The sequence below is a fragment of the Streptomyces lacaronensis genome (genome assembly GCF_047337785.1).
In the GTDB taxonomy this organism is placed as follows: domain Bacteria; phylum Actinomycetota; class Actinomycetes; order Streptomycetales; family Streptomycetaceae; genus Streptomyces; species Streptomyces lycopersici.
The window spans coordinates 10,929,649-10,953,511 of record NZ_JBLHDK010000003.1; the positions used below are offsets into that span (position 1 = coordinate 10,929,649).

Annotated in this window: 22 protein-coding genes; 16 read left to right on the forward strand and 6 right to left on the reverse strand. The window is 71.7% G+C overall.

Annotated elements, in window-relative coordinates; all coding sequences use genetic code 11:
• Window positions 1-86 precede the first annotated feature (86 nt).
• The 11 genes from ACMTAK_RS47225 to ACMTAK_RS47275 all read left to right on the forward strand — a co-directional run bounded on the left by ACMTAK_RS47225 (window position 87) and on the right by ACMTAK_RS47275 (window position 10,977).
• A complete protein-coding gene (locus tag ACMTAK_RS47225; protein ID WP_413811868.1) occupies window positions 87-1,133 on the forward strand; it encodes a tetratricopeptide repeat protein in 1,047 nt (348 codons plus the stop codon).
• Entirely contained in the window at window positions 1,130-2,242 is a 1,113-nt protein-coding gene (locus ACMTAK_RS47230) for a polyprenyl synthetase family protein (protein ID WP_413811869.1), read from the forward strand. The genes ACMTAK_RS47225 and ACMTAK_RS47230 overlap by 4 nt, the downstream gene beginning before the upstream one ends.
• Window positions 2,243-2,432: 190 nt before the next feature.
• Window positions 2,433-2,660 (forward strand): hypothetical protein, encoded by a 228-nt coding sequence (locus ACMTAK_RS47235; RefSeq protein WP_413811870.1) that lies wholly within the window; start codon window positions 2,433-2,435, stop codon window positions 2,658-2,660.
• Window positions 2,661-2,674: 14 nt separating this feature from the next.
• The gene (locus tag ACMTAK_RS47240; RefSeq protein ID WP_413811871.1) at window positions 2,675-3,610 is read left to right on the forward strand and encodes a fumarylacetoacetate hydrolase family protein; all 936 of its coding nucleotides are present in this window, start codon (window positions 2,675-2,677) and stop codon (window positions 3,608-3,610) included.
• 147 nt (window positions 3,611-3,757) lie between these two features.
• Window positions 3,758-4,384 (forward strand): alpha-ketoglutarate-dependent dioxygenase AlkB, encoded by a 627-nt coding sequence (locus ACMTAK_RS47245; protein WP_413811872.1) that lies wholly within the window; start codon window positions 3,758-3,760, stop codon window positions 4,382-4,384.
• A gap of 590 nt (window positions 4,385-4,974) precedes the next feature.
• The gene (locus ACMTAK_RS47250) at window positions 4,975-5,730 is read left to right on the forward strand and encodes a chitinase (RefSeq protein WP_413811873.1); all 756 of its coding nucleotides are present in this window, start codon (window positions 4,975-4,977) and stop codon (window positions 5,728-5,730) included.
• Window positions 5,731-5,752: 22 nt separating this feature from the next.
• On the forward strand, window positions 5,753-6,649 hold the full coding sequence (locus tag ACMTAK_RS47255; RefSeq protein ID WP_413811874.1) for a thaumatin family protein: 897 nt from the start codon (window positions 5,753-5,755) through the stop codon (window positions 6,647-6,649).
• Between the two features lie 11 nt (window positions 6,650-6,660).
• Entirely contained in the window at window positions 6,661-7,473 is an 813-nt protein-coding gene (locus ACMTAK_RS47260) for a glycoside hydrolase family protein (RefSeq protein WP_413811875.1), read from the forward strand.
• Window positions 7,474-7,559: 86 nt separating this feature from the next.
• Window positions 7,560-7,994, forward strand: coding sequence for a septal ring lytic transglycosylase RlpA family protein (locus ACMTAK_RS47265; RefSeq protein ID WP_413811876.1), 435 nt, complete (start codon window positions 7,560-7,562; stop codon window positions 7,992-7,994).
• 215 nt (window positions 7,995-8,209) lie between these two features.
• The gene (locus ACMTAK_RS47270; RefSeq protein ID WP_413811877.1) at window positions 8,210-10,141 is read left to right on the forward strand and encodes a serine/threonine-protein kinase; all 1,932 of its coding nucleotides are present in this window, start codon (window positions 8,210-8,212) and stop codon (window positions 10,139-10,141) included.
• Entirely contained in the window at window positions 10,138-10,977 is an 840-nt protein-coding gene (locus ACMTAK_RS47275) for an FHA domain-containing protein (RefSeq protein WP_413811878.1), read from the forward strand. Before ACMTAK_RS47270 ends, ACMTAK_RS47275 begins: the two co-directional genes overlap by 4 nt.
• Before the next feature lie 51 nt (window positions 10,978-11,028).
• Here the strand turns inward: ACMTAK_RS47275 and ACMTAK_RS47280 are convergent, their stop codons facing one another.
• The 3 genes from ACMTAK_RS47280 to ACMTAK_RS47290 all read right to left on the reverse strand — a co-directional run bounded on the left by ACMTAK_RS47280 (window position 11,029) and on the right by ACMTAK_RS47290 (window position 16,136).
• Window positions 11,029-12,051, reverse strand: a complete 1,023-nt coding sequence (locus ACMTAK_RS47280) for a cytochrome d ubiquinol oxidase subunit II (RefSeq protein WP_413811879.1) — start codon at window positions 12,049-12,051, stop codon at window positions 11,029-11,031.
• Between the two features lie 16 nt (window positions 12,052-12,067).
• A complete protein-coding gene (locus ACMTAK_RS47285) occupies window positions 12,068-13,501 on the reverse strand; it encodes a cytochrome ubiquinol oxidase subunit I (RefSeq protein ID WP_413811880.1) in 1,434 nt (477 codons plus the stop codon).
• A 124-nt stretch (window positions 13,502-13,625) separates the two neighbouring features.
• Window positions 13,626-16,136 (reverse strand): ABC transporter permease, encoded by a 2,511-nt coding sequence (locus tag ACMTAK_RS47290; protein ID WP_413811881.1) that lies wholly within the window; start codon window positions 16,134-16,136, stop codon window positions 13,626-13,628.
• Window positions 16,137-16,348: 212 nt separating this feature from the next.
• On the opposite strand from ACMTAK_RS47290, the gene ACMTAK_RS47295 reads away from it, so the two are divergent.
• Window positions 16,349-17,599 (forward strand): sensor histidine kinase, encoded by a 1,251-nt coding sequence (locus tag ACMTAK_RS47295; RefSeq protein ID WP_413811882.1) that lies wholly within the window; start codon window positions 16,349-16,351, stop codon window positions 17,597-17,599.
• Window positions 17,592-18,317, forward strand: a complete 726-nt coding sequence (locus tag ACMTAK_RS47300) for a response regulator transcription factor (RefSeq protein ID WP_413811883.1) — start codon at window positions 17,592-17,594, stop codon at window positions 18,315-18,317. The genes ACMTAK_RS47295 and ACMTAK_RS47300 overlap by 8 nt, the downstream gene beginning before the upstream one ends.
• A gap of 19 nt (window positions 18,318-18,336) precedes the next feature.
• Here the strand turns inward: ACMTAK_RS47300 and ACMTAK_RS47305 are convergent, their stop codons facing one another.
• Window positions 18,337-19,122: a LysR substrate-binding domain-containing protein gene (locus ACMTAK_RS47305; RefSeq protein WP_413811884.1), complete on the reverse strand. Its 786-nt coding sequence runs from the start codon at window positions 19,120-19,122 to the stop codon at window positions 18,337-18,339.
• Window positions 19,123-19,244: 122 nt separating this feature from the next.
• On the opposite strand from ACMTAK_RS47305, the gene ACMTAK_RS47310 reads away from it, so the two are divergent.
• Window positions 19,245-19,940, forward strand: a complete 696-nt coding sequence (locus ACMTAK_RS47310) for a type 1 glutamine amidotransferase domain-containing protein (protein ID WP_413811885.1) — start codon at window positions 19,245-19,247, stop codon at window positions 19,938-19,940.
• A 24-nt stretch (window positions 19,941-19,964) separates the two neighbouring features.
• Here the strand turns inward: ACMTAK_RS47310 and ACMTAK_RS47315 are convergent, their stop codons facing one another.
• Entirely contained in the window at window positions 19,965-20,990 is a 1,026-nt protein-coding gene (locus ACMTAK_RS47315; protein WP_413811886.1) for a LacI family DNA-binding transcriptional regulator, read from the reverse strand.
• Between the two features lie 243 nt (window positions 20,991-21,233).
• Between ACMTAK_RS47315 and ACMTAK_RS47320 the strand changes: the two genes are divergently transcribed.
• Both ACMTAK_RS47320 and ACMTAK_RS47325 read left to right on the forward strand, forming a co-directional pair.
• The gene (locus ACMTAK_RS47320; protein WP_413811887.1) at window positions 21,234-22,016 is read left to right on the forward strand and encodes a TIM barrel protein; all 783 of its coding nucleotides are present in this window, start codon (window positions 21,234-21,236) and stop codon (window positions 22,014-22,016) included.
• A 65-nt stretch (window positions 22,017-22,081) separates the two neighbouring features.
• Window positions 22,082-23,104 carry a Gfo/Idh/MocA family oxidoreductase gene (locus ACMTAK_RS47325; protein WP_413811888.1) on the forward strand — a complete coding sequence of 341 codons (1,023 nt, stop codon included), beginning with the start codon at window positions 22,082-22,084 and terminating at the stop codon, window positions 23,102-23,104.
• Between the two features lie 4 nt (window positions 23,105-23,108).
• On the opposite strand, the gene ACMTAK_RS47330 is transcribed toward ACMTAK_RS47325, so the two are convergent.
• A complete protein-coding gene (locus tag ACMTAK_RS47330; protein ID WP_413811889.1) occupies window positions 23,109-23,852 on the reverse strand; it encodes a class I SAM-dependent methyltransferase in 744 nt (247 codons plus the stop codon).
• Window positions 23,853-23,863 lie beyond the last annotated feature (11 nt).

The window sequence follows — 23,863 nt, forward strand, 5'->3', positions numbered from 1 at the left end:
GTGTATACATACGGTGCATACGCCCCATGTATGCACTTGGTGTATAGGGACGTGCGCTCCTGGGAACAACAGACGGAAAGGCATCCATGTACGGCAAGGCATTCGCCCCTGAGTACCAGGGCTCCCTCACCACCCTGTCCGTGAACTCGTCCCTGGTCGAGGTGCTGGCGGCGGGCACCGAGCAGTTGCGGGCGGCCGAGCGGGGCGGCTCCCCGGGCGAGGCGGCCCGCGCGGGCCTCGCGGTCGCCGAGGCGCACCGGAGGCTGGGGCAGGTGGGCGAGGCCGGCCGCGAGTGGAAGGCCAGCTACCGCGCGGCCCGTGCGGCGGGGGACCTCGGCGCGATGGCATGGGCGCTGTGGAGCGGAGGCACTCTCGCCCGGCAGCGGGGCGCGCTGGCGCTGGCGTGGCGGCTGCTCGGCCTCGCGGCCGACCTCGGCGAGCGCGGCGGGGACATCGTCGTCCGTGGCTACTCACTGGCCGGGATGGCGGAGACGGGCCGCATCCAGGGCGACTACGACGCCGTGGGCGTGCTGCACGAGCGGCTCCTCGCCGAGGCACGGAAACGCGGCGAGGCACGCCACACCGTCTGGGCGCTCGAGGGCATCGCCCAGATGCACCGCAACACCGGGTCGTACGACTCGGCCTACGCGATGTTCGAGGAGGCCGCGGAGATAGCCGCGAAGGCCGAGGACCGGCGCGGACACGCATGGGCGCTGCGGGGCATGGCCGACATCGTCTCCGTACGCGACGGGGACGTGGAACGCGCGCTGGAACTGCTCTCCGAGGCCGAGCTGACCTGCCGCGAGATGAACCTGGTGAGCGCGCTGGCGTACAACCACAAGATGCGCGGCAATGTGCTTTACCGCGCGGGCCGTTACGAGGCGGCCCGCGCGATGTACCAGCGGGCCCTGGACGAGTTCCGCGACATGAGCGAGCCGCGCGGCGAGGGTCTCGCCCGGCTCGGCCTCATCAAGTCCCTGGCCCGGCTGGGCCGCGACCGTGCCGAAACCGCCGATGACCTGTCCGAACTGGCCGGTGTGCTGGAGCGGATCGGGCTGCGGCACGCCCGCCGGATGGTGGACCGGGCCCGCGAGGAGTTCGGCCTCACGGAGGCCCTGGAGGTGGCGCTGTGACGACGACGTTCCCCGAGCTCCTCGCAACGGACGGGACCACCGCCACCGCGGGCGAGATCCTCGGCCGTTGCCGGGAGTTGGTGCGCCCCGCGCTGGCCGACACGGTCGGGCGGCTGCACCCATGGGTGGCCGAGATGGCCGCGTACTCCTTCGGCTGGTGCGATGTCGGTGGTACGCCCGCCGAGGGATCGGGCGGCAAGGGGGTGCGGCAGGCCCTGGCCGTGCTGTGCGCGGAGGCGGCCGGGGCATCCGGTGAGGCGGCGGTCGCCGGGGCGGTGGCGGTGGAGCTGGTACACACCTTCTCGCTGCTGCACGACGACATCATGGACGGCGACCAGACCCGCCGCACCCGCCCCACCGTGTGGAAGGCGTACGGGACCGGCCCGGCCGTGCTCGCCGGTGACGCCCTGTTCGCGCTGGCCGTGGAGGCGCTGGCGGGCGTGGACGGCGCCGGAGCCGCGGCCGCGGTGCGGCAGCTGAGCGCGGCGCTGGGCGACCTCGTCCGTGGCCAGGCGGACGACCTGCTCTTCGAGTCGCGCCCCTGGACGGGACCCGAGGCGGTGGGGCCCGAGGAGTACCGCACGATGGCCGAGCACAAGACGGGTGCGCTGCTCGGCTGCGCCGCCGCCCTGGGCGCCGCGCTCGCCGGGGCGCCGGAGCCCACCGTGGCCGCCCTGGACCGGGCCGGACGGCACATGGGCGTGGCGTTCCAGGTGGTGGACGACCTGCTGGGCATCTGGGGCGACCCCGCGGTCACCGGAAAACCCGTCCACCGCGATCTGCGGCAGCGCAAGAAGACCTTCCCCGTGCTCGCCGCGCTGAGCGCCCGCGGCCCCGGCGCCCCGGCCGCCGAGCGGCTGGCCACGCTGCTGGAGGAATCCCTGGAGCCGGAGTCCCCGGAGCCGGAGTCCCCGGAGACCCTGGACGACGCCACCACGCGCCGGGCGGCCGCCCTGATCGAGCAGGCCGGTGGCCGCTCCGCGGCCCTGGCTGAGGCCGATCGCCACATCGCGGCCGTGGAGACATGCCTGGAGAGCCTGCCGCTCGCACCCCGCGCGAGCGCGGAACTGCGCACCCTGCTGGGCTTCCTCGTACGGCGTGACATCTGATCCAGGTGTGCGCGCTGTTGGGTGCCGTGGATGTCGGACCGCAGCGGCGATCGGCCCGGGCGGCTGCTGCTCGCCCTGGTGCTGACCGTCGTCGGTCTGCCCGGTGGGGTGCTGTTGCCCCGGTCCCCGCCATCGCCGCCCTGTGCGTGGCCGCCTTCGGTTTCCTGGGCGCGCAGCCGGCGTTCTGGACGTGCCGCCGACCATCCTGTCCGGCGTCCATATGGCCGGGACCATCGCGCTGATCTCCGGTTTCGGCAACCTGGGCGGCTTCCTGGGCCCGTATCCGATGGGCGTCGCGGAGGCGGCGACCGGCCCGGGCCGCCACGGGCCTCTACGCCATCGCCGCCGTCGTGGCGGCCGGTGTGTGCACGGCCACCACCCTCCGCTGGGTAGGAACACCGACCACACCGTCAGATGAGGAGAGGACGAAAAATGACACGCATCGTACGCTTCGCCGATGAGGCCGGGACGGTCCGGACCGGAGTGGCCGACGACGCCGGCGGGATCCGGGCCTTCCCTGGTGCGCCGCTCATCGGCGAGCTGCTGCGGCTGCCCACGGTGGAGCTGCGGGCCCTGGTGGAGAACACCTCCTCCGGCCCGGCGGCCGCCCATGAGCGGGACGTCCTGCCGCTGCCGCCGCTGGACGGGCTGATGGAGCTGTGGGCGGCGGGGGTGACGTATGAACGTTCGCGCGAGGCCCGGGTGGAGGAGAGCACCGAGCAGTCGGTGTACGAGCGGATCTACGACGCCGAGCGCCCGGAGCTGTTCTTCAAATCCCCGCCGTGGCGAGTGGTGACCGACGGCGAGCCGATCGCCGTACGGGACGACTCCGAGCTGAACGTCCCCGAGCCCGAACTGGCGCTGGTACTCAACCGGCACGCCGAGACCGTCGGCTATCTGGTCGCCGACGACGTGAGTTCACGGTCCATCGAGGGCGAGAACCCGCTCTACCTTCCGCAGGCCAAGATCTACGCCGGAAGCGCAGCCGTGTCCTCGGCCATCGTGCCCGCCTGGGAGATCGACGCGCCCGACGCGCTGGACATCACCATGGCGGTGTGGCGCGACGGCGAGGCGGCGTACCAGGCGACCACCTCCACCGCGGCGTTCCACCGCACCCCGCAGGGGCTGGTGGACCATCTGTGGCGCTCCCAGCCGTTCCCCGACGGCGCCGTGCTGTCCACCGGCACCGGCATCGTGCCCGCGCTCGATTTCACCCTGCGAGCCGGGGACGTGGTGGAGATCTCCATCGAGGGGGTCGGCGTCCTGCGCAACCCGGTACGGGCCCACCAGTCCGAACTGGACTGGCTGGTGGAGGCCATCGCCGAGCCGCTGGCCCGCCGTGCCCACCGCAGCCGCTTCCCGGAGTGACCCGGGAAGCGGCCCCGGTGGCCGGGAGGGCGCCGGACACGGTGTCGTGCCCGCTGACCTGCGGTGTTGTCGCCGAAGCGGACCTGGGTGCATCCGCGCAGGTCCGCCAGTAGAACGCTTGCTCGATTACGCGGGTACGCTGCACACATGGGTGCGTATCTCCAGGGCTCGCTCTTCGATCAGACCGGTGACATCGGTCTCGGATCGCTGCGCGGGACGCACCGGACCGAGCTCGGGTCCGGGGCCTGGATCGATCTGCTGCCCGGGTGGCTGCGGGGAGCGGACGACCTGTTCGCCCAGCTCGTCGCCGAGGTTCCCTGGAAGGCCGAGCGGCGGCACATGTACGAGCAGGTGGTGGACGTGCCCCGGCTGCTCGCCTACTACGGCGCCGAGGATCCGCTGCCGCACCCCGTCCTGGCCGAGGCCCGGGAGGCGCTCTCCGCGTACTACGCCACCGAGCTGGGGGAGCCCTTCACCACGGCCGGGCTGTGCTACTACCGCGACGGCCGGGACAGCGTGGCCTGGCACGGCGACCGCATTGGACGCGGCGGGACCGAGGACACCATGGTGGCCATCCTGTCCGTGGGCACGCCCCGGGACCTGCTGCTGCGCCCGCGTGGCGGCGGCAAGGCCATGCGGCGGCCACTCGGCCACGGCGATCTGCTGGTGATGGGCGGCTCCTGCCAGCGGACGTGGGAACACGCCATCCCCAAATCCTCCCGCGCCACCGGCGCACGCGTCAGCGTCCAGTTCCGCCCCAGCGGCGTGGGGTGACACCCGCCGATCACCCGGTGCGATCTGGGGGTCTCACGGCACTCTGTTGATGCGGCTGGATTTTGGTACAGACCATTGACATATATGTTCGGGGGCGGTGTTATGGGGCCCGTCAGCTCTTGAGAGCGCTTCGGGTGGATGTCGTCATCCGGGGCCGGACCTCGGAGAGTTCCCCGTGAATGGACGTCCCGCCTCAGGGGTGTCGGCCGCTGCCGTGGCCACGCCGTCGTTGGGTCGATTATGGACGGACCGGGCCGCGGAGCCCGTGTCCGGTGTGCGAGGTTGTCATGATCGTGACAAACTCTGCTCCCGTGTACCCCTTCAGACCTCGGCAGCGAAGGGCCTGAGCGGACCGAGCCCCGGTCCGCCGTGGCAGGGCCACGGCACATGACCTCTAGTGGATTCACCAGTTTTCCGTAGCACCTTTCCCGCCGCGCCATCACGCGGCACCTTCCCACGGGCCTCCCGCCCCAAGGGCGGCGATGCGTCGCCCGTGTGTCGCCACGCCCGATGACTGCCCGAAGCGTGCGTCCCCGTGCGTCCTCGGCGCGGTGGCATCCGAATGTTCCGCCACGAAAGAGAGATGAGACATGCCCATAAGACGTGCCCTCGTGGCCACGGCCGCGACGGCGGCAGCCGGTATATCGGCGCTCGCGCTTCCCCCTTCGGCCGCCGACGCGGCCTCCGGCACGGCACAGGACTCGTCGTCGGTCCAGGCGCAGGCCGCCGGTTTCGTGGTGAGCCGGGCCCAGTACCAGCGGATGTTCCCGAACAAGAACGCATTTTACACGTATGACGCGCTGGTCGGCGCGATGAACCGATTCCCCGGCTTCGCCAGGACCGGTACCGAGACGGTCAAGAAGCAGGAGGCGGCGGCCTTTCTGGCCAACGTCGGCCATGAGACCGGTGGCCTCCGCCACATCGTGGAGCAGGACACCTCCAACTACCCGAAGTACTGCGACACGACGCGCCCCTACGGATGTCCGGCGGGGAAGGCCGCGTACTTCGGACGTGGGCCGATCCAGCTCAGCTGGAACTTCAACTACAAGGCGGCGGGTGACGCGCTGGGCGTCAATCTGCTGAACAAGCCGGGCCTGGTGCGGACGGACGCCGCCATCTCCTGGAAGACCGCGCTCTGGTACTGGAGCACCCAGTCCGGGCCCGGCTCCATGCCCGCACACAAGGCCATGACCACCGGCGCCGGATTCGGCCAGACCATACGCGCCATCAACGGCGCGCGGGAGTGCAACGGCGCCAACCCCGCGCAGATGCAGGACCGGGTCAACCTCTACAAGAAGTTCACCGGCCTCCTCGGCGTCGCCCCGGGCGCCAATCTGACCTGCTGAGCGCCCTTCCCACGGAGGAGTCATGCGCAGAATTCTGATCGGCCTGGCCACCGCGGCACTGGTGGTGCTGGCGGCCCTGCTGCCGACCGCGGGGACGAGCGCGGCCACGAGCGTGGCGATGCCGACCCGCAACGCACCCGTCGCGGCCATGAAGGCCGATACGGCCACCCCCGCCAAGGCGGACAAGGCGGACAAGGCGGACAAGGCGAACAAGGCGAGCGAGACGAACGAGACGGCGAGCGCGACCAAGGCGGCCCGCGCGGCCAACCACACGGTCACCTTCGTCAATCACACCGGACGGAAGGTGTGGATCGGCAGCGCCGTCAACGCCGATGGCTCGAAGCAATTCGCCAAACTGCCCATCCTGGACCCCGGACAGTCGGCGTCGGTGACGATCCCAGAGAACGCCGACCCCGGCCACTGGCGTGGAAAGTTCTTCGCCCGTCTGGGATGCACCGGCACCTCGGGCAGCACCTTCCACTGCAAGGTGGGGGACTGCGGCAAGTTCGCCGACCACTGTGAGCTGGGCGAGCAGCCCGTCAGCCTCGCCGAGTTCAATTTCGACACCAAGGACACGCTCGCTCCCTGGTACAACGTGAGCTACGTCAACGCGTTCTCCAACCCCATCACGATCGCCCCCAACGACCCCGCAGGCGGCGGAGGTTGCGGCGCCCAGGGCTGCACACAGAACCTGCTGCCGTTCTGTCCGGCCGCCAACCTCACCCGCTGGCCGGACGGCACACCGATGCTGTGCACCAACCCCAACCGGGACGTCAGGACGCCGTACAGCAACGCGATCGCCTCCCGGTGCCCCAAGGCGTACGCCTACTCCAAGCAGGACCAGGAGCCCGGCAACCAGGTGATGCAGAACTGCGGCAAGTGCAGTGGTTTCACCGTGACCTTCAACGCGGGGTCGTGACCATGCGGAGGATGCGACGTCTCGCCGTACTGCTGGCGGTGGTGACCCTGCTGACCGCGGGAAGCCAGACGGGCGCCGGCGCGTCCACCGCCGCGGTGAAGAAGAAGGGCGTCAGCGCCTGGAAGTTCAACGGGGTCACGGCGGCCATGTCCGATGCCGAGGTCGGCTGGTTCTACACCTGGGCCTCGGGCAAGCAGCAGATCCAGCCTCCGGCCGGGGTCGAATTCGTGCCCATGATCTGGGGCCCCGGCTCGGTGACCGACGCCGAACTCAACCAGGCCAAGAGCCAGGGCACGACCCTGCTCGGCTTCAATGAGCCGGACATGGCGGGCCAGGCCAATATGACCGTCGCCAAGGCGCTCGAGCTGTGGCCCCGGCTCCAGTCGACCGGAATGCGGCTCGGCGCGCCCGCGGTGGCCTACGGCGGCGATGTCGCCGGTGGCTGGCTCGACCGCTTCATGAAGGGCGCCGCCGACCGTGACTACAAGGTCGACTTCATCCCCCTGCACTGGTACGGCGCCGACTTCGACGCCACCCGCGCGACCGAACAGTTGCGCGGCTATCTCCAGGCCACCCACAACCGCTACAACAAGCCGATCTGGCTCACCGAATACGCGCTGATCGACTTCTCGACCGGTACCCCGAGGTATCCGACCCCGGCCCAGCAGGCCGCGTTCGTGAAGAAGTCCACCGCCATGCTGCAGGGCCTGTCCTTCGTCCAGCGGTACGCGTGGTTCACGCTCTCCGCGGACCGCGGCGGCACCGGTCTCTACAACGGCGCGACGCCCAACCAGATCGGCACCGCCTATCGCGCGGCCGGCTGAGACAGGGCCACTCACGCTCACACCACACCACTCACACCACACACCACTCACACCACGCCACGACAATCGAAACGAGGTCCTCCGCCATGCGCAAGGCAACGCTGATCGGCCGACTGGCGGTCGGAGCCGCCGCACTGACCGCCGTAGTGACCGTCGCCCCGACGAGCACCGCGGCCACCAGCGACACCCCGCCGCCCGGGCAGAACTGCTGGGCCACGCACTACGGCTACATACCGCCCGGTGCCTACACCGCCAGCGGCGAGCTCTTCGACAACAACGCGGACACCGCCGCCACCTCCCTCAGCCGTAGCCCGCAGCTGCCGTTCGGCACCAAGGTGAAGGTCACCAACGTGGCCAACGGCAAGTCACTGGTCGTGCGCGTCAACGACCGCGGCACCTTCGGCTGGACGCCGTCCGTGCCCAAGTGTCTGGACCTGACCGACGGCGCGTACTCCCGGCTCGGCGGAGTCCTCAATCCCGACTCGGGCCACATCGTCGTCAAAGAAGAAATCGTGAGGTGAAAGAGCATTTGGTGAAGGATGTGGAGCGCCGGAACCGGCGTTCCACATCCGCCCCCTGATGTCCCGCTCGCAAAGCGACCGTCGTGCGCCGGAGGCTTCCCTCTTTCCGGGGGCTATCCGCCGGAAGCGCTACCCACTGACCTCGCGGGCAAGTACTCTCCGTGGCGACACTGGAACGTGACGTGTGATGAAGCGGGGTAGCGGGGGTGCGGGTGATGGCGGAGGCCGGTGACAAGGTCGCCGACCGATATCTCCTCCAGGAGCCCATCGGGAGAGGTGGGATGGGCGTCGTCTGGCTGGCCCACGATGAACTGCTGGACCGCCAGGTCGCGGTGAAGTGTGCCCGTCCGGACGACGACCGCGCGGTGGCGCGCCTGACCAATGAGGCGCGCAACGCCGCACGGCTGCATCATCCGCACATCGTCTCGGTGTTCGACTTCGTGGACGAGGGCGAGATCTGCTGGATCGTCATGGAGTATGTGTCCGGGGGCAGCCTCGCGGACCTGGTGCGCGGCCGTGTCGTGCTCCCTCCGGAGGAGGCCGCCTCCATCGGCTGCCAGATCGCCGCCGCGCTGGCGAAGTCGCACGCCGAGGGCGTGGTGCACGGCGATGTCACCCCGGAGAACGTCCTGATCACCGAGGACGGGGTCGCCAAGCTGACCGACTTCGGCATCTCCCGGGCGCTGTGGAGCGAGGCCACCATGACCCAGACCGGCGGGGTGCGCGGCAAACCGCCGTATCTGCCGCCCGAGGTGGCCAGGGGAGAGGCGGCCGACCGGAAGTCCGATGTCTTCTCACTGGGCGCGACCCTCTACGCGGCGATCGAGGGGCGGTCCCCGTACGGCGAGGCAGCGCATCCCATGGCCTATGTGGCGCGGGCCATCGAGGGCTATATCGAGACCCCGCACCGGGCCGGTCCGCTGGTGGACGCGCTCACCAAGCTGCTGGATCTGGAGCCGAGGCGGCGCCCCGCCGCCGACCAGGCCGTACGGCTGCTGCGGCGGGTCGCGCCGTCGTCCCCGCGGATCGAGGACCTCGAGGACCCGCACGACGGCGACACACTGGACCGCACGCCCTTCACGATGCGCCTGGTGCCGCCGTCCGTCCGGGGGACGTGGCGCCGCCCGAGCCGCCGGGTGGTCATCACCGCGGTCGCCCTGGCCACCGCCGCGGTCATGGTGGCCTGGGCCACCCTCTTCGGCCCCTGGGGCGGCGGGCGCTCCGACGAGAGCGGCGGGTCCGGGAAGGACGGCGGGCGTGGCGCGTCCGGTACGGCCGACTCGCCGGCCAGGACGGGCCCGGCCGGCACCATAGGCGACGCGCGGACCGCCGATCCCTGCAAGTTGCTCAACCCCGCCTCGCTCAGCCGCTTCGGCGAGACCGTGCTCGACCCGGACTACGGTGAGATCGATCGATGCGATGTCCTGTTGCAGGGCAAAAGCGGCGATGACATCGCCGACGTCCAGCTCAACTTCAGCGCCGATCCGCCGGAGCCGGGTGGCGATGTGCCCACCAGAAGGGTCGGCAATGTCACCGTCGGTGCCTATCAGCGCGACGGCGACGAGTGTCTGCGGAACATCGCGTCCGCCGACCGCAAGCAGATCTGGATCATCACCGAGCGGCTCGACACCCCGGCGCCCGACCCCTGCCAACTGGGCGACGCCGCCACCGACTACGTGGTCAGTGTGCTGGACCGCGGCCAGGTCCCCCGGCGCTCCGGGCAGCCGGTGGCGAGCTCCCTGCTCCGGGGGCACGCATGCCGGGTGCTGAACAGCGATGAGCTCGAGCGGGTCGCCGGCGTCCGGGTGGCGGACCGCGACCCGGGCTTCGGGGACTGGCAGTGCGAGTGGACGGACGGCTCGGGCGACGCGGGGGTGAAGGTGGTGTTCAACCGGGACAACCAGTTCGCCACGGACGACGGACAGCGGGCGGTCATCGCCGGCAAGCGGAGCTCGGTGTCGCCGAATGAGTGGGACGACGACTCATGCCTGGTCCGGGTGTTGCACCGGTCGTACCGCAACTCCCTCGGCGACGACACCGTCGAGCTCATGTCGTTGAACGTCTACGGACCGGAGTCCACCGAAAGGCTCTGCGAGACCGCCAAGACGCTTGCCGCCACGGCCGCGAAGAAACTCCCGGCAGCATGACCACAACACCTCCCGGCAGCGGCCGCCCTGCCACCGGGCGGCCACCCGCTGCCCGTCGCCCCGCCGCAGGCGGCCTCCCGCTGCCCGCCGCGCACGGCAGTCTGGCCCGCGGGGTGACCGCTCCGGTGCCGGGCACCGCCTTCGCCCTCGCGCTGACCGGCGGCATGACCCTCGGCCCCGGCGACGGCCGTGAGCTGCTCTTCGGGCGGAACCGCCCCGAGGTGCACATCTGTGTGGGTGAGGACGACCCCCAGGTCAGCCGCTGTCAGGGCAGACTGATCCACCGCCACGGCCGGTGGTGGGTCGCCAACAACGGCCGGTTGCCGCTCCGATTCCCGTCCCGGCTGCTCTTCACGGGCGAGGAGCCACTGCCCCTCGAGACCGGCTACACCCCGCTGTTCGTCCGGGGTTCGCGCGACCGTGAGCATCTGCTGGAGGTGTTCGTCAGTGGCCCCGAGGCCGAGCGGCCGGTGGCCCTGCCCGGGGATGTCACCCGCCCGCCCCGCGTATGGGTGCTCACCGACGAGGAGAAGCTCGCGCTCGTCGTCCTCGGCCAGCGGTATCTGCTCCACGAGCCCCGGCCGCAGCCCCTCACCTGGAGGCAGACCGCCTCCCAGCTGGCGGAGTTGCGCCCGGCCGAGGGCTGGAGCGAGAAGCGCGTCGAGCACCTGGTCAACCGGGTCCGCACGATGCTGTCCCGGGACGGGGTGCCCTGGCTGACCCGCGAGGAGGTCGGCGAACCGGTCGGCAACGCGCTCAACGACCATCTGATCCGCGCCCTGATGATGTCGACCACGCTCGTCCCCCCGGACCTGGCCCTGATCGACGCCGCCTGACCGCTCAGCGAGTTCCCATCGCTCAGCGCGCCCTGACCGTACGGTGACCGTTCAGCGCGTGTCCTCGGCGCTCGCCGCCGTGCCGGTTTCCGGGCGCTGGAAGAGCGCGTAGAGCCAGCCCAGGGACGGGATCAGCAGCAGCGCCCCGACCGCGAACACGATCAGCACGGCGGCCAGCACCGACGGCGGTGCGGCCGCCCGTGCCACGGTGAGGTCCGGGACCAGCATCAGCGGGTACTGCGCCACGCCCCAGGCCCAGACGATGAGCGCCACGGCGAGGGCGGCGGCGGCCCGGGCCCAGCCCCAATGCGACCGCATGAGCAGGACCAGCCCGGCCACCCCGGTGACGGCCGACAGCACCACCAGGGGCAGGGCGCGATGGGTGAGCCCGTGGAACAGCCGTGGCGCGTCGGCGTGCAGCACGGCGATGCCCACGAGCGCCACGGTACCCGCGGCCAACCCGCTGACCAGGGCGCGCCGCTGAAACGCCCGCACCAGGTCGGGCCCGCCGCCGCGCGCCGCGTCCGCGCACAGATAGACGGCGGCCAGATGGGCGCAGGTCACCACGGCCAGCACACCGCCGAGGAAGGACGCAGGATTGAGCCAGCTGGTGACCGTACTGCCCGCGGCGAGGCCCGGGGGTACGCGCCCGGAGGCCACACCACCGGCGACCGTGCCCAGGAAGAAGGGGGTGACGACCGAGGACGTGGCGAAGCAGGCACCGAACAGCCGTTGCTGCCACAGCTGGGTGCTGGCCTTGCGGAACGCGAACGCGGCACCGCGCGCGATGATGCCGAGCGCCGCCAGGGTCAGCGGCAGATAGAGGGTCGACATCACGGCGGCGAACACCTCGGGGAAGCCGCTCCACAACATCACCACCACGAAGATCAGCCATACGTGGTTGGCCTCCCAGACCGGTCCGATGGCGTGCTCGATCAGCACGCGCTGCGGCCGTCCACGACGGCTGCCACCGGCCACCAGATCCCACAGCCCCGCCCCGAAGTCGGCGCCGGCGAAGAGGGCGTAGCACATCAGACCCAGCCACATCACCGCCAGGACGGTGTCCGCGAGCATCAGGACCTCCAGCGGTTCACACGACCGGATAGCCGGTCACATCGGCTTCCTGCGGGGCCAGCGGGACCGGGCGCTCGCCCGCGAGCCGGCGCAGGACATAGACGGTGGCCACCGTCATCGCGGCGTACACCACGAGCACAAGCCACAGCCCGGTCATGAGGCCGGGGGCGGGATTCACCGCGTCTCGGACGCTGAGGACCCCCTGCACCACCCACGGCTGACGGCCCTCCTCGGTGACGACCCAGCCGCACTCCAGGGAGACGACCGCCGCCAGACCGCTGAAGGAGGCCAGCCACAGGAAGAGGCGTGTGCCCCGGCGGGCCAGCGGGTCGCTCCCGCCCCGGCGCCGGGTACGCCACCAGGCCAGCAGCAGCCAGACCCCGAGCCCGATCAGGAACAGCCCGCCGAGCACCATCAGGTCGAACGCCAGATGGGTGCCGGTAATCGGGGGCCGCTGAGCGGGGGGCACCTGGTTCAGCCCCTCGACGACCGTGCTGGGGCTGAAGCCGACCAGCAGCGAAAGACCGCTCGGGATCTCCAGACCGCCCTTGATGCCGTGGTCGCCCGCGATACCGCCCACGGTGAGCGGCACATGGCTGGAGGTGGTGAAGACACCCTCCATGGCGGCGAGCTTGACCGGCTGGTAGTCGGCCACGAAGCGGGCGATCCAGTCGCCCACCACGAGTTGGACGGGTGAGACGACGGCGCCGAGGACGAACGGGATGAAGAACCCCGCGCGGTGGTAGCGGTCGGTGCGGCCGCGCAGCAGGGAGACCGCGTACACACTCGCGGTCAGGAAGGACGCCACCATCAGCGCGGCCAGGATCATATGGACGGTCTGCGGCGGGCTGGCCGGATTGAACATCGCGGCCAGCGGGTCGACGTCCACGACCCTGCCGTGGCGGACGGTGAAGCCACGCGGCTGGTTCATCCACGCGTTGGCGCACACCACGAAGAACGCCGAGGCCACACCGGCGATGATGATGGGGACCGCGGTGAGCATATGGACGCGCGGCGGCAGCCGGTCCCATGCGTAGAGGTAGATGCCGAGGAAGATGGCCTCGATGAAGAAGGCGATGCCCTCGATGGCGAACGGCAGCCCGATGACCTGGCCGTAACGGCCCATCAGCCCCGGCCACAGCAATCCCATCTCGAAGCTGAGGATCGTGCCGGAGACCGCGCCCACGGCGAACAGCACCCCCATGGCCCGCGCCCAGCGCCGGGCGAGCAGCCGGTACGAGGGGTCGCCGGTGCGTACGCCCCACCATTCGGCGATCAGGGTGAGCAGCGGAAGCCCCACGCCCAGACAGGCCACCACGATGTGCCAGGCGAGCGAGAAGCCCATCTGGGCACGGGCCGCGGCCAGATCGCCGGACGTGGCCGGGCCCGCCAGCCAGTCCCTCACCGCCGCCGCGGCCTGCGGCCACGGGTGCTGGTCGACAGCGGGCACGGCCGCTCCTCACTGGTCGCTGAGCCCCTCCCGGGAAAACACCTTTACCCGCCTCTGTCGTGTTGCGGTGGTTTCCCGGCCGCGACACGCCGGGGTGGGGCAACGGGCGGCCGCCCCACGACCGTCACTCGGTGTCCGCGCCGATGGCCTCCAGCATCGGGATGCGCGCGGCCTGCCGCCCCGGCCAGAGCGAGGCCAGCACACCGATCGCCGCGCTCGCGAGGAAGAAGAGGGCCGTCCTGTCCCACGGGATGACGAGCGGAACGACCTCCTGCCCGAGGACCGCCGCCGCGCCGATGGCCGTACCGGCGACGACACCGAGCGCGGAGCCGAAGAGGGAGATGGTCACCGACTCCAGGCGCAGCACGGATCCGATGCCACCGCGGTCCAGGCCGATGGCCCGCAGGAGCCCGATCTCCCGCACCCGCTCGAATACGGCCATGCCCATGGTGTTGACCACCCCGAGGGCGCCGATCAGCACGGTGACGCTGAGCATGGCGTACATGATGTTGAGGAACGGCGCGGTCCGCGCGGTGGCGGCGGCCCTCGCGGCGGCGCGGTCCTGGACCAGCAGCGCCGGGTTGTCCAGGGTGCGCCGGATCTCCTCCCGGAGCGCGGCGGTGCGGCCGGGGGCGGCCTTGACCAGGACCGAGTCGACGCTCGGCCGGTCCTCGGCGCCGGCCGGACGTGGCAGGGCGCGCTCGGAGACGAGGGCGGGGACCAGATCCTCGGGGCCGTCGTAGATGGCGACGACGGGCAGACTGGTCCTGGTGTCCGGCGTACGCCCGCTCGCGCTGGTGAAACTTCCGGTGACACGGGAGCCGAGCCGCCAGCCGTGGGCGGCGGCCAGCTCCTCGGTGACGGCTATGCCCCGGCCGAGGCGGTCCAGCGACCCCTCGCGGACGGTGAGCGACGCGGCGCGTTCCACCGCGGCGGGGTCGACCGCGGTGACCGAGAGGGGGGTCTTGTCGGCGAGGTCGAAGTAGGCGGGGATGACGGAGGTGACGGCCTCGGCGTCGGCGAGCCGCGCCACCCGGGCCGCCGTGCCCTCGCCGACCTCCCCGAAGTCGACGGCCGTGATGCGCAGGTCCGAGGCCATGGAACGGTCGGCCTCCCGCTCGTCGAAGCGGTTCACCGAGGTGACGGCCACGGTGACGGCGGTGACCATCGCCAGACCGACCATCAGGGTGGTCGCGGTGGCCGCCGTACGCCGTGGATTGCGGCGGGCGTTCTCCACCGCCAGCTTGCCCCGGATGCCCGCCAGCCGGGTCAGCGGGGAGCGCAGCAACCCGGTGACGCCGAGCGCGAGCAGCGGGGTGAGGACGATCAGGCCCACCAGCAGCAGGGGCGCGGCGCCGAAGAGGAGGTTCGGCTCGCCGACGGCGGCGGCGATCAGCAGCGCGCCGCACGCGGTGGTGATCAGCCCGATGGCGTTGCGGCGGCGCAGTGAGGCGGCGGTGGACGGCTGGACGGTCCGCAGCGCCGCCACGGGCGGTACGGCCGCCGCCCGCCGGGCCGGGACGTAGGCCGCGAGGACCGTGACACCGATGCCCACGGCGAAGGCAGCGAGCAGCGGTTTGGCGGACAGTGCCGGCACGGTGGCGTTCCCCGCTCCGGAGGCGTCGAACAGGCTGCCCAGCAGATGCGCGGCGCCGACGCCGAGACCGTAGCCGATGGCCGAGGCCGCCGTACCGACCACGGCGGCCTCGGCCAGGACCATGCGCAGCACGTAGTTGGTGGTGGCGCCGATGGCCCGCAGCAGTGCGTGTTCCCGGGCGCGGGCCGCGCTGAGCATGGTGAAGGTGTTGGCCACCAGGAAGGTGGAGACGAACAGGGCGACCCCGGCGAAGCTGAGCAGCAGTGTGGTCAGCTTGTCCGCGTCCCCCGCGGAGGCGGCACCGGACTCCGGATCGGCGCGGGTGACCGCCCGCAGTCCGGACGGCAGCGACTTCTGTGCCCACTGGGCGAGTTGGGCGTCCGATGTGCCCTCGGCGGCGGTCAGCGTGATGGCCGAGTAGCCCTTCGGCGCGGGGGCGAAGTGCCGTTGCGCGGTGGCGGTGTCGAAGGCGGTGAGCGTGCCACCGGAGTCCACCCGGCTGTCATGGGCGGTGAAGACGCCGACCAGCCGTGCGTCGAGTGCCGTGCCGGCCACGACGATGCGTACCCGGGCGCCCACCCGGTACCCGGCCCGCTCCGCGGTCCGCCGGTCGACGGCGATCTCGGCGGGGCCACGGGGGCCACGGCCCTCGGTGAGTGGATAGCGGACGTCCTTGCCGCTGTCGTCGGGCACGTAATTGACGCCCGCGGCCTGGTTCAGATCGCCGACCAGAGTGCCGTCGGAGCCGACGAAGAAGCAGCGGCCCTCCACCACACCGCGCGCCGCGGCCGCCGACGGCAGTGCCCGCAGCCGCCGCAGCAGCGTGTCATCGAGCCGGTGTGGCGCGGCGGGGTCCGCGGTGATGGAGACGGACGCATCGGGCTGGGAGTTGTACCGGGCGCGGTTCACGGCCGCTCTGACGGAGTCGCCGTAGAGCAGCGAACCGGTCACGAAGGCCACGCCGAGCACGACGGCGAGGGCGGGCATCGCGAAACGGAGCCGATGAGATCGGAGGGTGCGCAGGGCGGTGCGGAACATCGACGGCCTTCGGGAGGATCGAGGGGGGCAACGGTCGGAAGGGGCGTGGCGCACCAGGCTCGAGCGCACTCCGGTCGCCCCGGATGCCATCCTTCGCGGGGACGTGGCGTGGCGGATCCACCGGAATGCCGAAGCGGACCGTGCCACTTCCCCGGTTTCCTCGGCCGAAAGTCTGATGTGGCGACGGCGGCCGGACCGTAGCGTGACCTGCCATGATCTCCGAGTTCCGGTCCCGTTTCCGCTTTCGGCACCTCCGACAGGGCCTGGTCGGCGTCGCTCTGGTCGTCCTCGTGGTCCTGGAGGGGCTGAACGCGCCGCATCCGCCGATGGCCGCGGCGACGATGGTGTCCGGGGTGCTGTGCCTGGCCGCGCTCGCCGTGCCGGAACGCCTCTTCGCGCGCTACGCCATCGGCGCGGCGGCCCTCTCGTGCGTGCTGACCGTGACGGAAGCGCGGCTGTCCGAGCGTCCCCCGAACACCCCGGGCATGGTGGAACTGGGTGCCCTGCTGCTGCTCAGCACGCGCGCCGTGCGGCGCTGCCCGCCACTGCGAGCGGCCGGGCTGGTCGCGACCCCCTCCCTCGCCGCCGTGGTCCTTCCGCTGCGGATCGAGCAGTGGGACGACCACCTCAAGGAACTGATCACCGTCATCGCGGTCTGCGCCGTGCCGTTCATGGTGGTGGTGGGGCTGTGTCTGCGTCTGTACGACACGCTGCGGGAGCGGGAGCGCGAGACCATCCGGCAGGCTCAACGCCTGGAGCACGCACGGGAGTTGCACGACTTCGTGGCCCACCACGTGACGGCGATCGTCGCCCAGGCCAAAGCCGCGCGCTTCACCGCCGCGGCCGGACACACCCAGTCCCCGGAGGATCTGGACCGGATGCTCGCTCAGATCGAGCGGGCCGGATCCCAGGCGCTCGGCTCGATGCGCGCCATGGTCACCAGCCTGCGGGACCACGCCACCGCCTCCGCCACCACCCGGCCCACGGGCGGTCCGGCGGGCCCGCGCGGACTGGGCGGGCTGCGTGATCTGCGTGCCCTCACCGAGGAGTTCTCCGAGGTGGGGCCGGCCGCCGAGGTGATCCTCGCCCCGGAGCTCGCCGATCGGCCGCTGCCGCCCGGCATCGCCACCACGGTCCACCGCGTGGTGCAGGAGTCGCTGACCAACGTCCGCAAACACGCCACCGGGGTCGGCCGGGTGGAGGTACGGATCGGGGTGCGGCCCGGCGATCCGGAGCGGCTGGAGGTGTCGGTCGTCGACGACGGGCAGGGTGGCGCCTCGCCCGCCGCCGGGAGGCCGGTCGAGGAGAGCGGCTACGGTCTGGTGGGGCTCGCCGAACGAGTCGAGGAGGTCAACGGGCACATCACATCAGGACCACGGGACGGCGGCGGCTGGCACGTCCGGGCGGTCCTGCCGCTGGACAAGACGGCCACTGAGGAGACGATCGCCTGCGATCATGCGTGACATGACGATCCAGGTACTCATCGCCGACGACCAGGAGATGGTCCGTGCCGCCTTCCACATGATTCTCGACTCCCAGCCGGACATGCGGGTCGTCGCCCAGGCGGCGAACGGCGTCGAGGCGGTCGAGCGGGCCCGCCGCCTGCGGCCCGACGTCTGCCTCCTGGACATCCGCATGCCCGAACTGGACGGTCTGGAGGCCACCCGGCTGCTCGCCGGGCCCGATGTGCCGGATCCCCTCAACGTCCTCATCGCCACCACTTTCGACCTCGACGAATACGTCTATCGAGCGCTGCGCAACGGCGCGTGCGGCTTTCTGCTCAAGGACGGCGCACCCGGGCTGCTCACCGAGGCGGTACGGGCCGCGGCGTCGGGCAACTCGCTGATCTCCCCGTCGGTGACCGTGCGCCTGCTCGCGCACATGGCACCCGGCCGTGACCGGCCGGCCCCCGCCGAGGCCCGTCCGGCCCGCCGGGGGAGGGACGGGCCCAAGGCTCTGCTCGAGCCGCTGACCCAGCGTGAGGTCGAGGTGGTCCGTCGGGTCGCCCGTGGCCGTACCAATGAGGAGGTGGCCGCGGATCTCCATGTCACCCTGTCCACCGTCAAGACCCACCTCGGCAACGTCCAGCGCAAGCTGGCCGCCCGCAACCGCGTCGAGATCGCGGCCTGGGCCTGGGAGCACGGCATGGTGGACGAGCCCTCGCCGAACGGCGGAGGCTGACCCGCCCGGCGTGTGCGTGTCACCAGGTGCGTGCGGTGCGCTGAAGCCGCTCCCGGACCCGGGCGACGTCCGGGTTGGCGTCGGCACCCGGACGCTGTACCAGGAAGAGCGTGTTGAGCGGCGGCTCTTCGGGCTCATGGAGCAGGACGAGTCCACCGGCGGTGAGTTCGTCCTGGCACAGATAACGGGGGAGCACGCTGTAACCGGCGCCCGCGGCGACGGCCGACACGGCCCCGCGCAGATCCGGCACGGTCACCGCGGCCTGGGCGGTGAGCCGCTTGCCGAAGACATTGCGCCAGTACCGGCGGGCGATGGGGAGATCCTCCGCGTAGGTGATCAGCGGTACGTCACGGACGGCCGCACACGGTCCGTCGGCCGCCAGGCGCTCCCCGACGCGCCGGGCCCAGCCGGGCGAGGCGACCAGCACATAGTCCTCGTCCGCCAGCGGGAGCGAGGTCAGCGTGCGGCCACCGGGGCGTCTGGTGGCGATCACGAGGTCGTGGTGTCCCGCGCGCAGCGGCTCCAGCAGCGGATCCGTCAGCCCCATCGTGATCCGCAGCCGCACCCCCTCGGCGACCAGCGGGGCGAGTGCGGGCAGGGCGCGGGCGCACAGCAACTCCGCGGGCCCGGCCAGGTGGACGGGGGTGGTGCGGCCGGTGAGTACGGTGTTCCGGCCGCCGAGGGAGGCGAGGGCGTCGAGTGGCCCGGCGATGTGTCCGGCCAGGTCATGGGCGAGGTGGGTGGGCTCCACACCGCGCGGGAGCCGGGTGAACAACGCGCGTCCGGTCGACTGGTCTATTGGCATTCCGATGCCCAGTGGATCTACCTTCGAGCACGCCGCCAGGACGGCGGCGCAACGTCGGGGCGGCGACGTCCCAGGAGAACCCAGCGATCACACTCACCGCGTGATCGCATCGAGGAGTGAGCATGGCGAAGATCCTGTTCGTGATGACCGGTGCCGACCAGTGGACACTGGCCGACGGTACGAAGCACCCCACCGGCTACTGGGCCGACGAGGCCGTTGTCCCCTATGAGGCGCTGAAGGCCGCGGGCCACGAGATCACCGTGGCCACCCCCGGCGGCGTCGTCCCGCCCGTGGACTCCGCCAGCCTCAGCCCCGAGGCCAACGGCGGCCCGGAGAACGCCGCCAGGGTCAGGAGCGTCACCGAGACCGCGGCGGAGTTCCGCGCCCCCATCGCGCTGAGCGACGTAACGCTGGACGACTACGACGCCGTCCATGTGCCCGGTGGCCACGGCCCCATGGAGGATCTCGCGGTCGACGCCGCCTCGGGCAGGATCCTCACCCTCGCGGTGCGCAGCGGCATGCCGGTGAGCGTGGTCTGCCACGGCCCGGCGGCGCTGTTGGCGGCGGTCACGGAGGACGGCACCCACGCGTACGCGGGCTACCGGATCACCGCCTTCACCAATGAGGAGGAGAAGATGGCCGGCAACGCCGACAAGGCCAAGTGGCTCTTGCAGGACCGGCTGACCGAGGCGGGCCTGACGGTGCGGGTCGGCGACCCCTTCGCACCGCATGTGGAAGTCGACCGCAACGTCATCACCGGCCAGAACCCGGCCTCCTCCGGCCCGCTCGCCGAAGAACTGCTCAAGAAGCTCGGCTGACCGCCTCGACCCTCCCCGCGCCCCTCAGGCGGGCTCGGCCGTGGTGCCCCGGACGACGAGCTGGGGGGCGACCACGGCCTCCCCGTCGGGGATCCGCTCTCCCTCCAGGCGGGCGATGGCCCGGCCGACGGCGAGTTCGGCGAGGCGGGGGATGTCCTGGCCGACGGTGGTGAGGTCGATATGGGCCAGGCGCGCCAAGTGGCTGTCGTCGAAGCCGATGACGGAGATCTCGCCGGGGACCGGAACCCGGGCGCGGAGGAGGGTGTCAAGAACCCCGGTGGCGGAGCGGTCGTTGAAGGCGAGGACGGCCGTGGGCCGGGGAGTGGCGTCGAGGAGGGCGCGGGCGCCCGCGGCGCCGTCCTCCTCGGTGAGACCGCCGGGCAGGACACGGACGCGGTCGGCCAGGCCGTGGCGGCTCATGGCGGTGCGATAGCCACGGCGCCGGTCGGCGGCGCCGGGTGCCCTGCCGCCGTCGATATGGGCGATGTCGCGGTGGCCGAGGGCCACGAGGTGGTCCACGGCCTGTCGGGCACCCTCGTCATCGGCGGTCCGCACCACCTCCACCCCCGGGGCGGACCCGCGCAGCCGCCGGGCCACGGAGACCACCGGGAGCTGTGCGGCGAGTTCCGCCAGCCGCGCGGCCGGGGCCTGCGGGCCGAGCAGGATCAGGGCCTCGCAGCGGTCGGCGAGCAGGGTGTCGGTGGCCCGCTGCTCACCGCGCCCGGCGGCCACGGCGCTCAGTGCGATCTGGTATCCGGCGGGCTCGGCCACCGCGTAGATGCCCTCCAGCAGATCGGAGTGGAAGGGGTGCTGAAGGCCGAACTGCACTCCGAGGAGATGGGACCGGTGGCTGCGCAGCAGCCGGGCCCGGGCGTCCGGCCGGTAGCCGATCTCCTGTGCCGCCTGGAGGACCCGCTCACGGGTGGCGGCACCGGCGCCCTTGGCGTCCCGCATCACGATGGAGACCAGGGCCGTGGACACGCCTGCCCGCGCCGCCACGTCCGCGAGGGTCGGGCGCTTCCCATGGGGGACGGACGGCGTCGGTGGCACCACTGGTCTCCCTGGTCGAGGTGTCGTCTTCGGTCGGGGTTTCGCTTCCGGGCGCGACGATCGTAGCCCAGGGTCCGGCCGACATGCTCTCCGCTTCTATAACGTTCTAGTGATTCCGCCGTCCGCCCTTGACAGGGGCGGTCGGCGGCTGGCGTACTGCTGCTCATTCCGCTAGAACGTTCTAGTGGCTGCGACGTTCTAGTCGCTTTGTTGCCGGGACCGGAGAGAGGGCGAGCAGTAGCGATGTACACATTGGCGGTCTGCGCCGAGATGGTCTTCCGGGATCTGCCGGTCCAGGAACGGGCGCGGCGCATCCACGACGCCGGTTTCCAGGTCGAGATCTGGGACTGGAGCCGACACGATCCGACCGCCCTCGAGCGGACCGGTGCGGTGTTCTCCTCCATGACCGGCTACCTCCGCGGCAGCCTGACGGACGAGGACGGGGCGGCCGAACTCCTGCGCACCGCGGAGGAGTCGGTCAAGGTGGCCCATCAGCTCGGCTGCCCCCGGCTGAATCTGCACGGCACCGGGCTGGACGGCGACGGCCTGCCGGTGGCGCCGGTGGCGGGCGAGGCCACCGGCCCGATGTGGATCGCCGCCCTCCGCACCCTCACCCGCCTCGCCGAGCTGGGTGAGCGCACCGGGGTCACCTTCACGCTGGAGAACCTCAACACCGCCGTCGACCACCCCGGTGTGCCGTTCGCCAAGGCCGCCGACACCCTGGCGCTGGTCCAGGCCGTGGACCGGCCGGGTCTGCGGATGAACCTGGACCTGTATCACGCGCAGATCGGCGAGGGGAACCTGACCGAGCTCGTTCGCCGGGCCCACGGCCGGGGCCTGATCGGCGAGATCCAGGTGGCCGACGTACCCGGCCGCCGTGAGCCCGGAACGGGAGAGATCAACTACCCGGCCCTCGCCCGAACCCTCGCCGACCTCGGCTACGAGGGCACCGTCGCCATGGAGGCATGGGCCTCCGGCGACAGCGACCTCGCCCTGGAGCGCTTCCGCTCCGCCTTCACCGGCTGAAGCGCGCGCCCGCGAGTCCAGTTCTCATCGCACGCCGCCACTCACCGACCCCACGGAGCATCCGCATGACCACACCACACCCCCTCCCCGTAGGCCTCATCGGGGCCGGACGCATGGGCTCCTTCCACGCCGAGACCCTCGCCCGGCGCCTCCCCGGTGTCCGTCTCGCCGCCATCGCCGACCCGGCACCCGGCGCCGCGCAGGGGCTCGGCGACCGGCTGGGCGGCCCCACGGCGTACACCGAGATAGCCGAGCTGCTCGCCGACCCCGGGGTCGAGGCGGTGGTCATCGCCACCCCGGCCCGCACCCACGCCGGGCTGGTCGAGGCCGCGGCCCGCGCGGGCAAGGCCGTCTACTGCGAGAAGCCCATGGCCGTCACCCTCGAGGAGGCGGACCGCGCCATCGCGGCCGCGGCCGACGCCGGCGTCCCCCTCCAGGTGGGCTTCAACCGCCGCTATGACACCGGCTTCCACGCCGCCCACGAGAAGGTCCGCGCGGGCGCCATCGGCACCCCGCAGCTGCTGCGTTCGCTCACCCGCGACCCCAAGCTGGCCGACCCGGGCCGTATCCCGCCGTGGACGATCTTCCTGGAGACCCTCATCCACGACTTCGACACCCTGCGCTACCTCAACCCCGGCGCCACGCCGGTCGAGGTCTTCGCGTTCGCCGACGCCCTGGTCCGCCCCGACTTCAAGGATCGCGGACTGCTCGACACCGCCGTGGTCACCATCCGCTTCGACAACGGCGCCCTCGCCACCGCCGAGGCGAACTTCCAGGCGGTGTACGGGTACGACGTGCGCGGCGAGGTCTTCGGGTCGGCGGGGATGCTCACCATGGGCGACATCCGCCGCAGCCATCTGACCGCCTACGGCCCGGACGGCAGCGCCGCCGAATGCGTCACCTACGACCAGGATCTCTTCCACGACGCCTATGTGGCCGAACTCGCCGACTTCGCCGAGTGTGTGCGCACCGGCCGCGCCCCCTCCGCCACCGGACAGGACGCCCGCGCCGCCCTGTCCGTCGCGCTCGCGGCCATACAGTCGGTCACCACCAACCGACCCGTCCGGGTCGGCGACACCGTGGCGTAGGCCCTCACACCGCCTCGGCGGGCTTCCGGTAGACCACGACATACCCGCCCTCCGCGGTGAAGGGCGCCCGCGACCAGCCGTCCCAGCGCCCTTCCAGCCGGAGGCCCGCCAGCCGCGCCATCAGGTCCACCTCGGTGGGCCATGCGTAGCGGAACACCATGGGGTACAGCTTCGTCCCGCCCTCGGTGATGGCGACGTACTGCCGGTTGACCGTCTGCGTCACCCGGTCGAACTTCGAGACCCGCAGGACCACCTGGTCCAGAGCCACATGAAGGGCGTCGCTGGTCTGCGGCTGGATCAGCCGGTGCGGATCGGGGACGAACAGCTGGAGGACGAAGGCGCCGCCGGGGGCCAGCCGCGCGGCCACGTTCTGGAAGCAGCGGATCTGGGTCTCCTGATCGCGCAGCAGGAAGAAGGTGTGCTGGACGGCGTAGACGAGGTCGAAGGTCCCGTCGACGGCGGCCTCCGCGAAGTCGCCCTGGACGGCCCGCACCTGTGCGCTGCCCGGCTTGTCGGCCATCTGCTGGAGCATGACGGGAGAGGCGTCGATGCCGGTGACCCGCACGCCGCGCTCCGCCAGCGGCAGGGCGACCCGCCCGGTGCCCACCCCGAGCTCCAGCGCATGGCCGGGCTTGGCCACGTCCACGAGGAACCCCACCGCAGCGTCCTCGTCCTTCGCGGCCGGCCAGCCGATGGCGTCGTGGTCGGTCATGTGGTCGCCGTAGGTCGACGATTCGTATCCCTGCACGTGCGCACTCC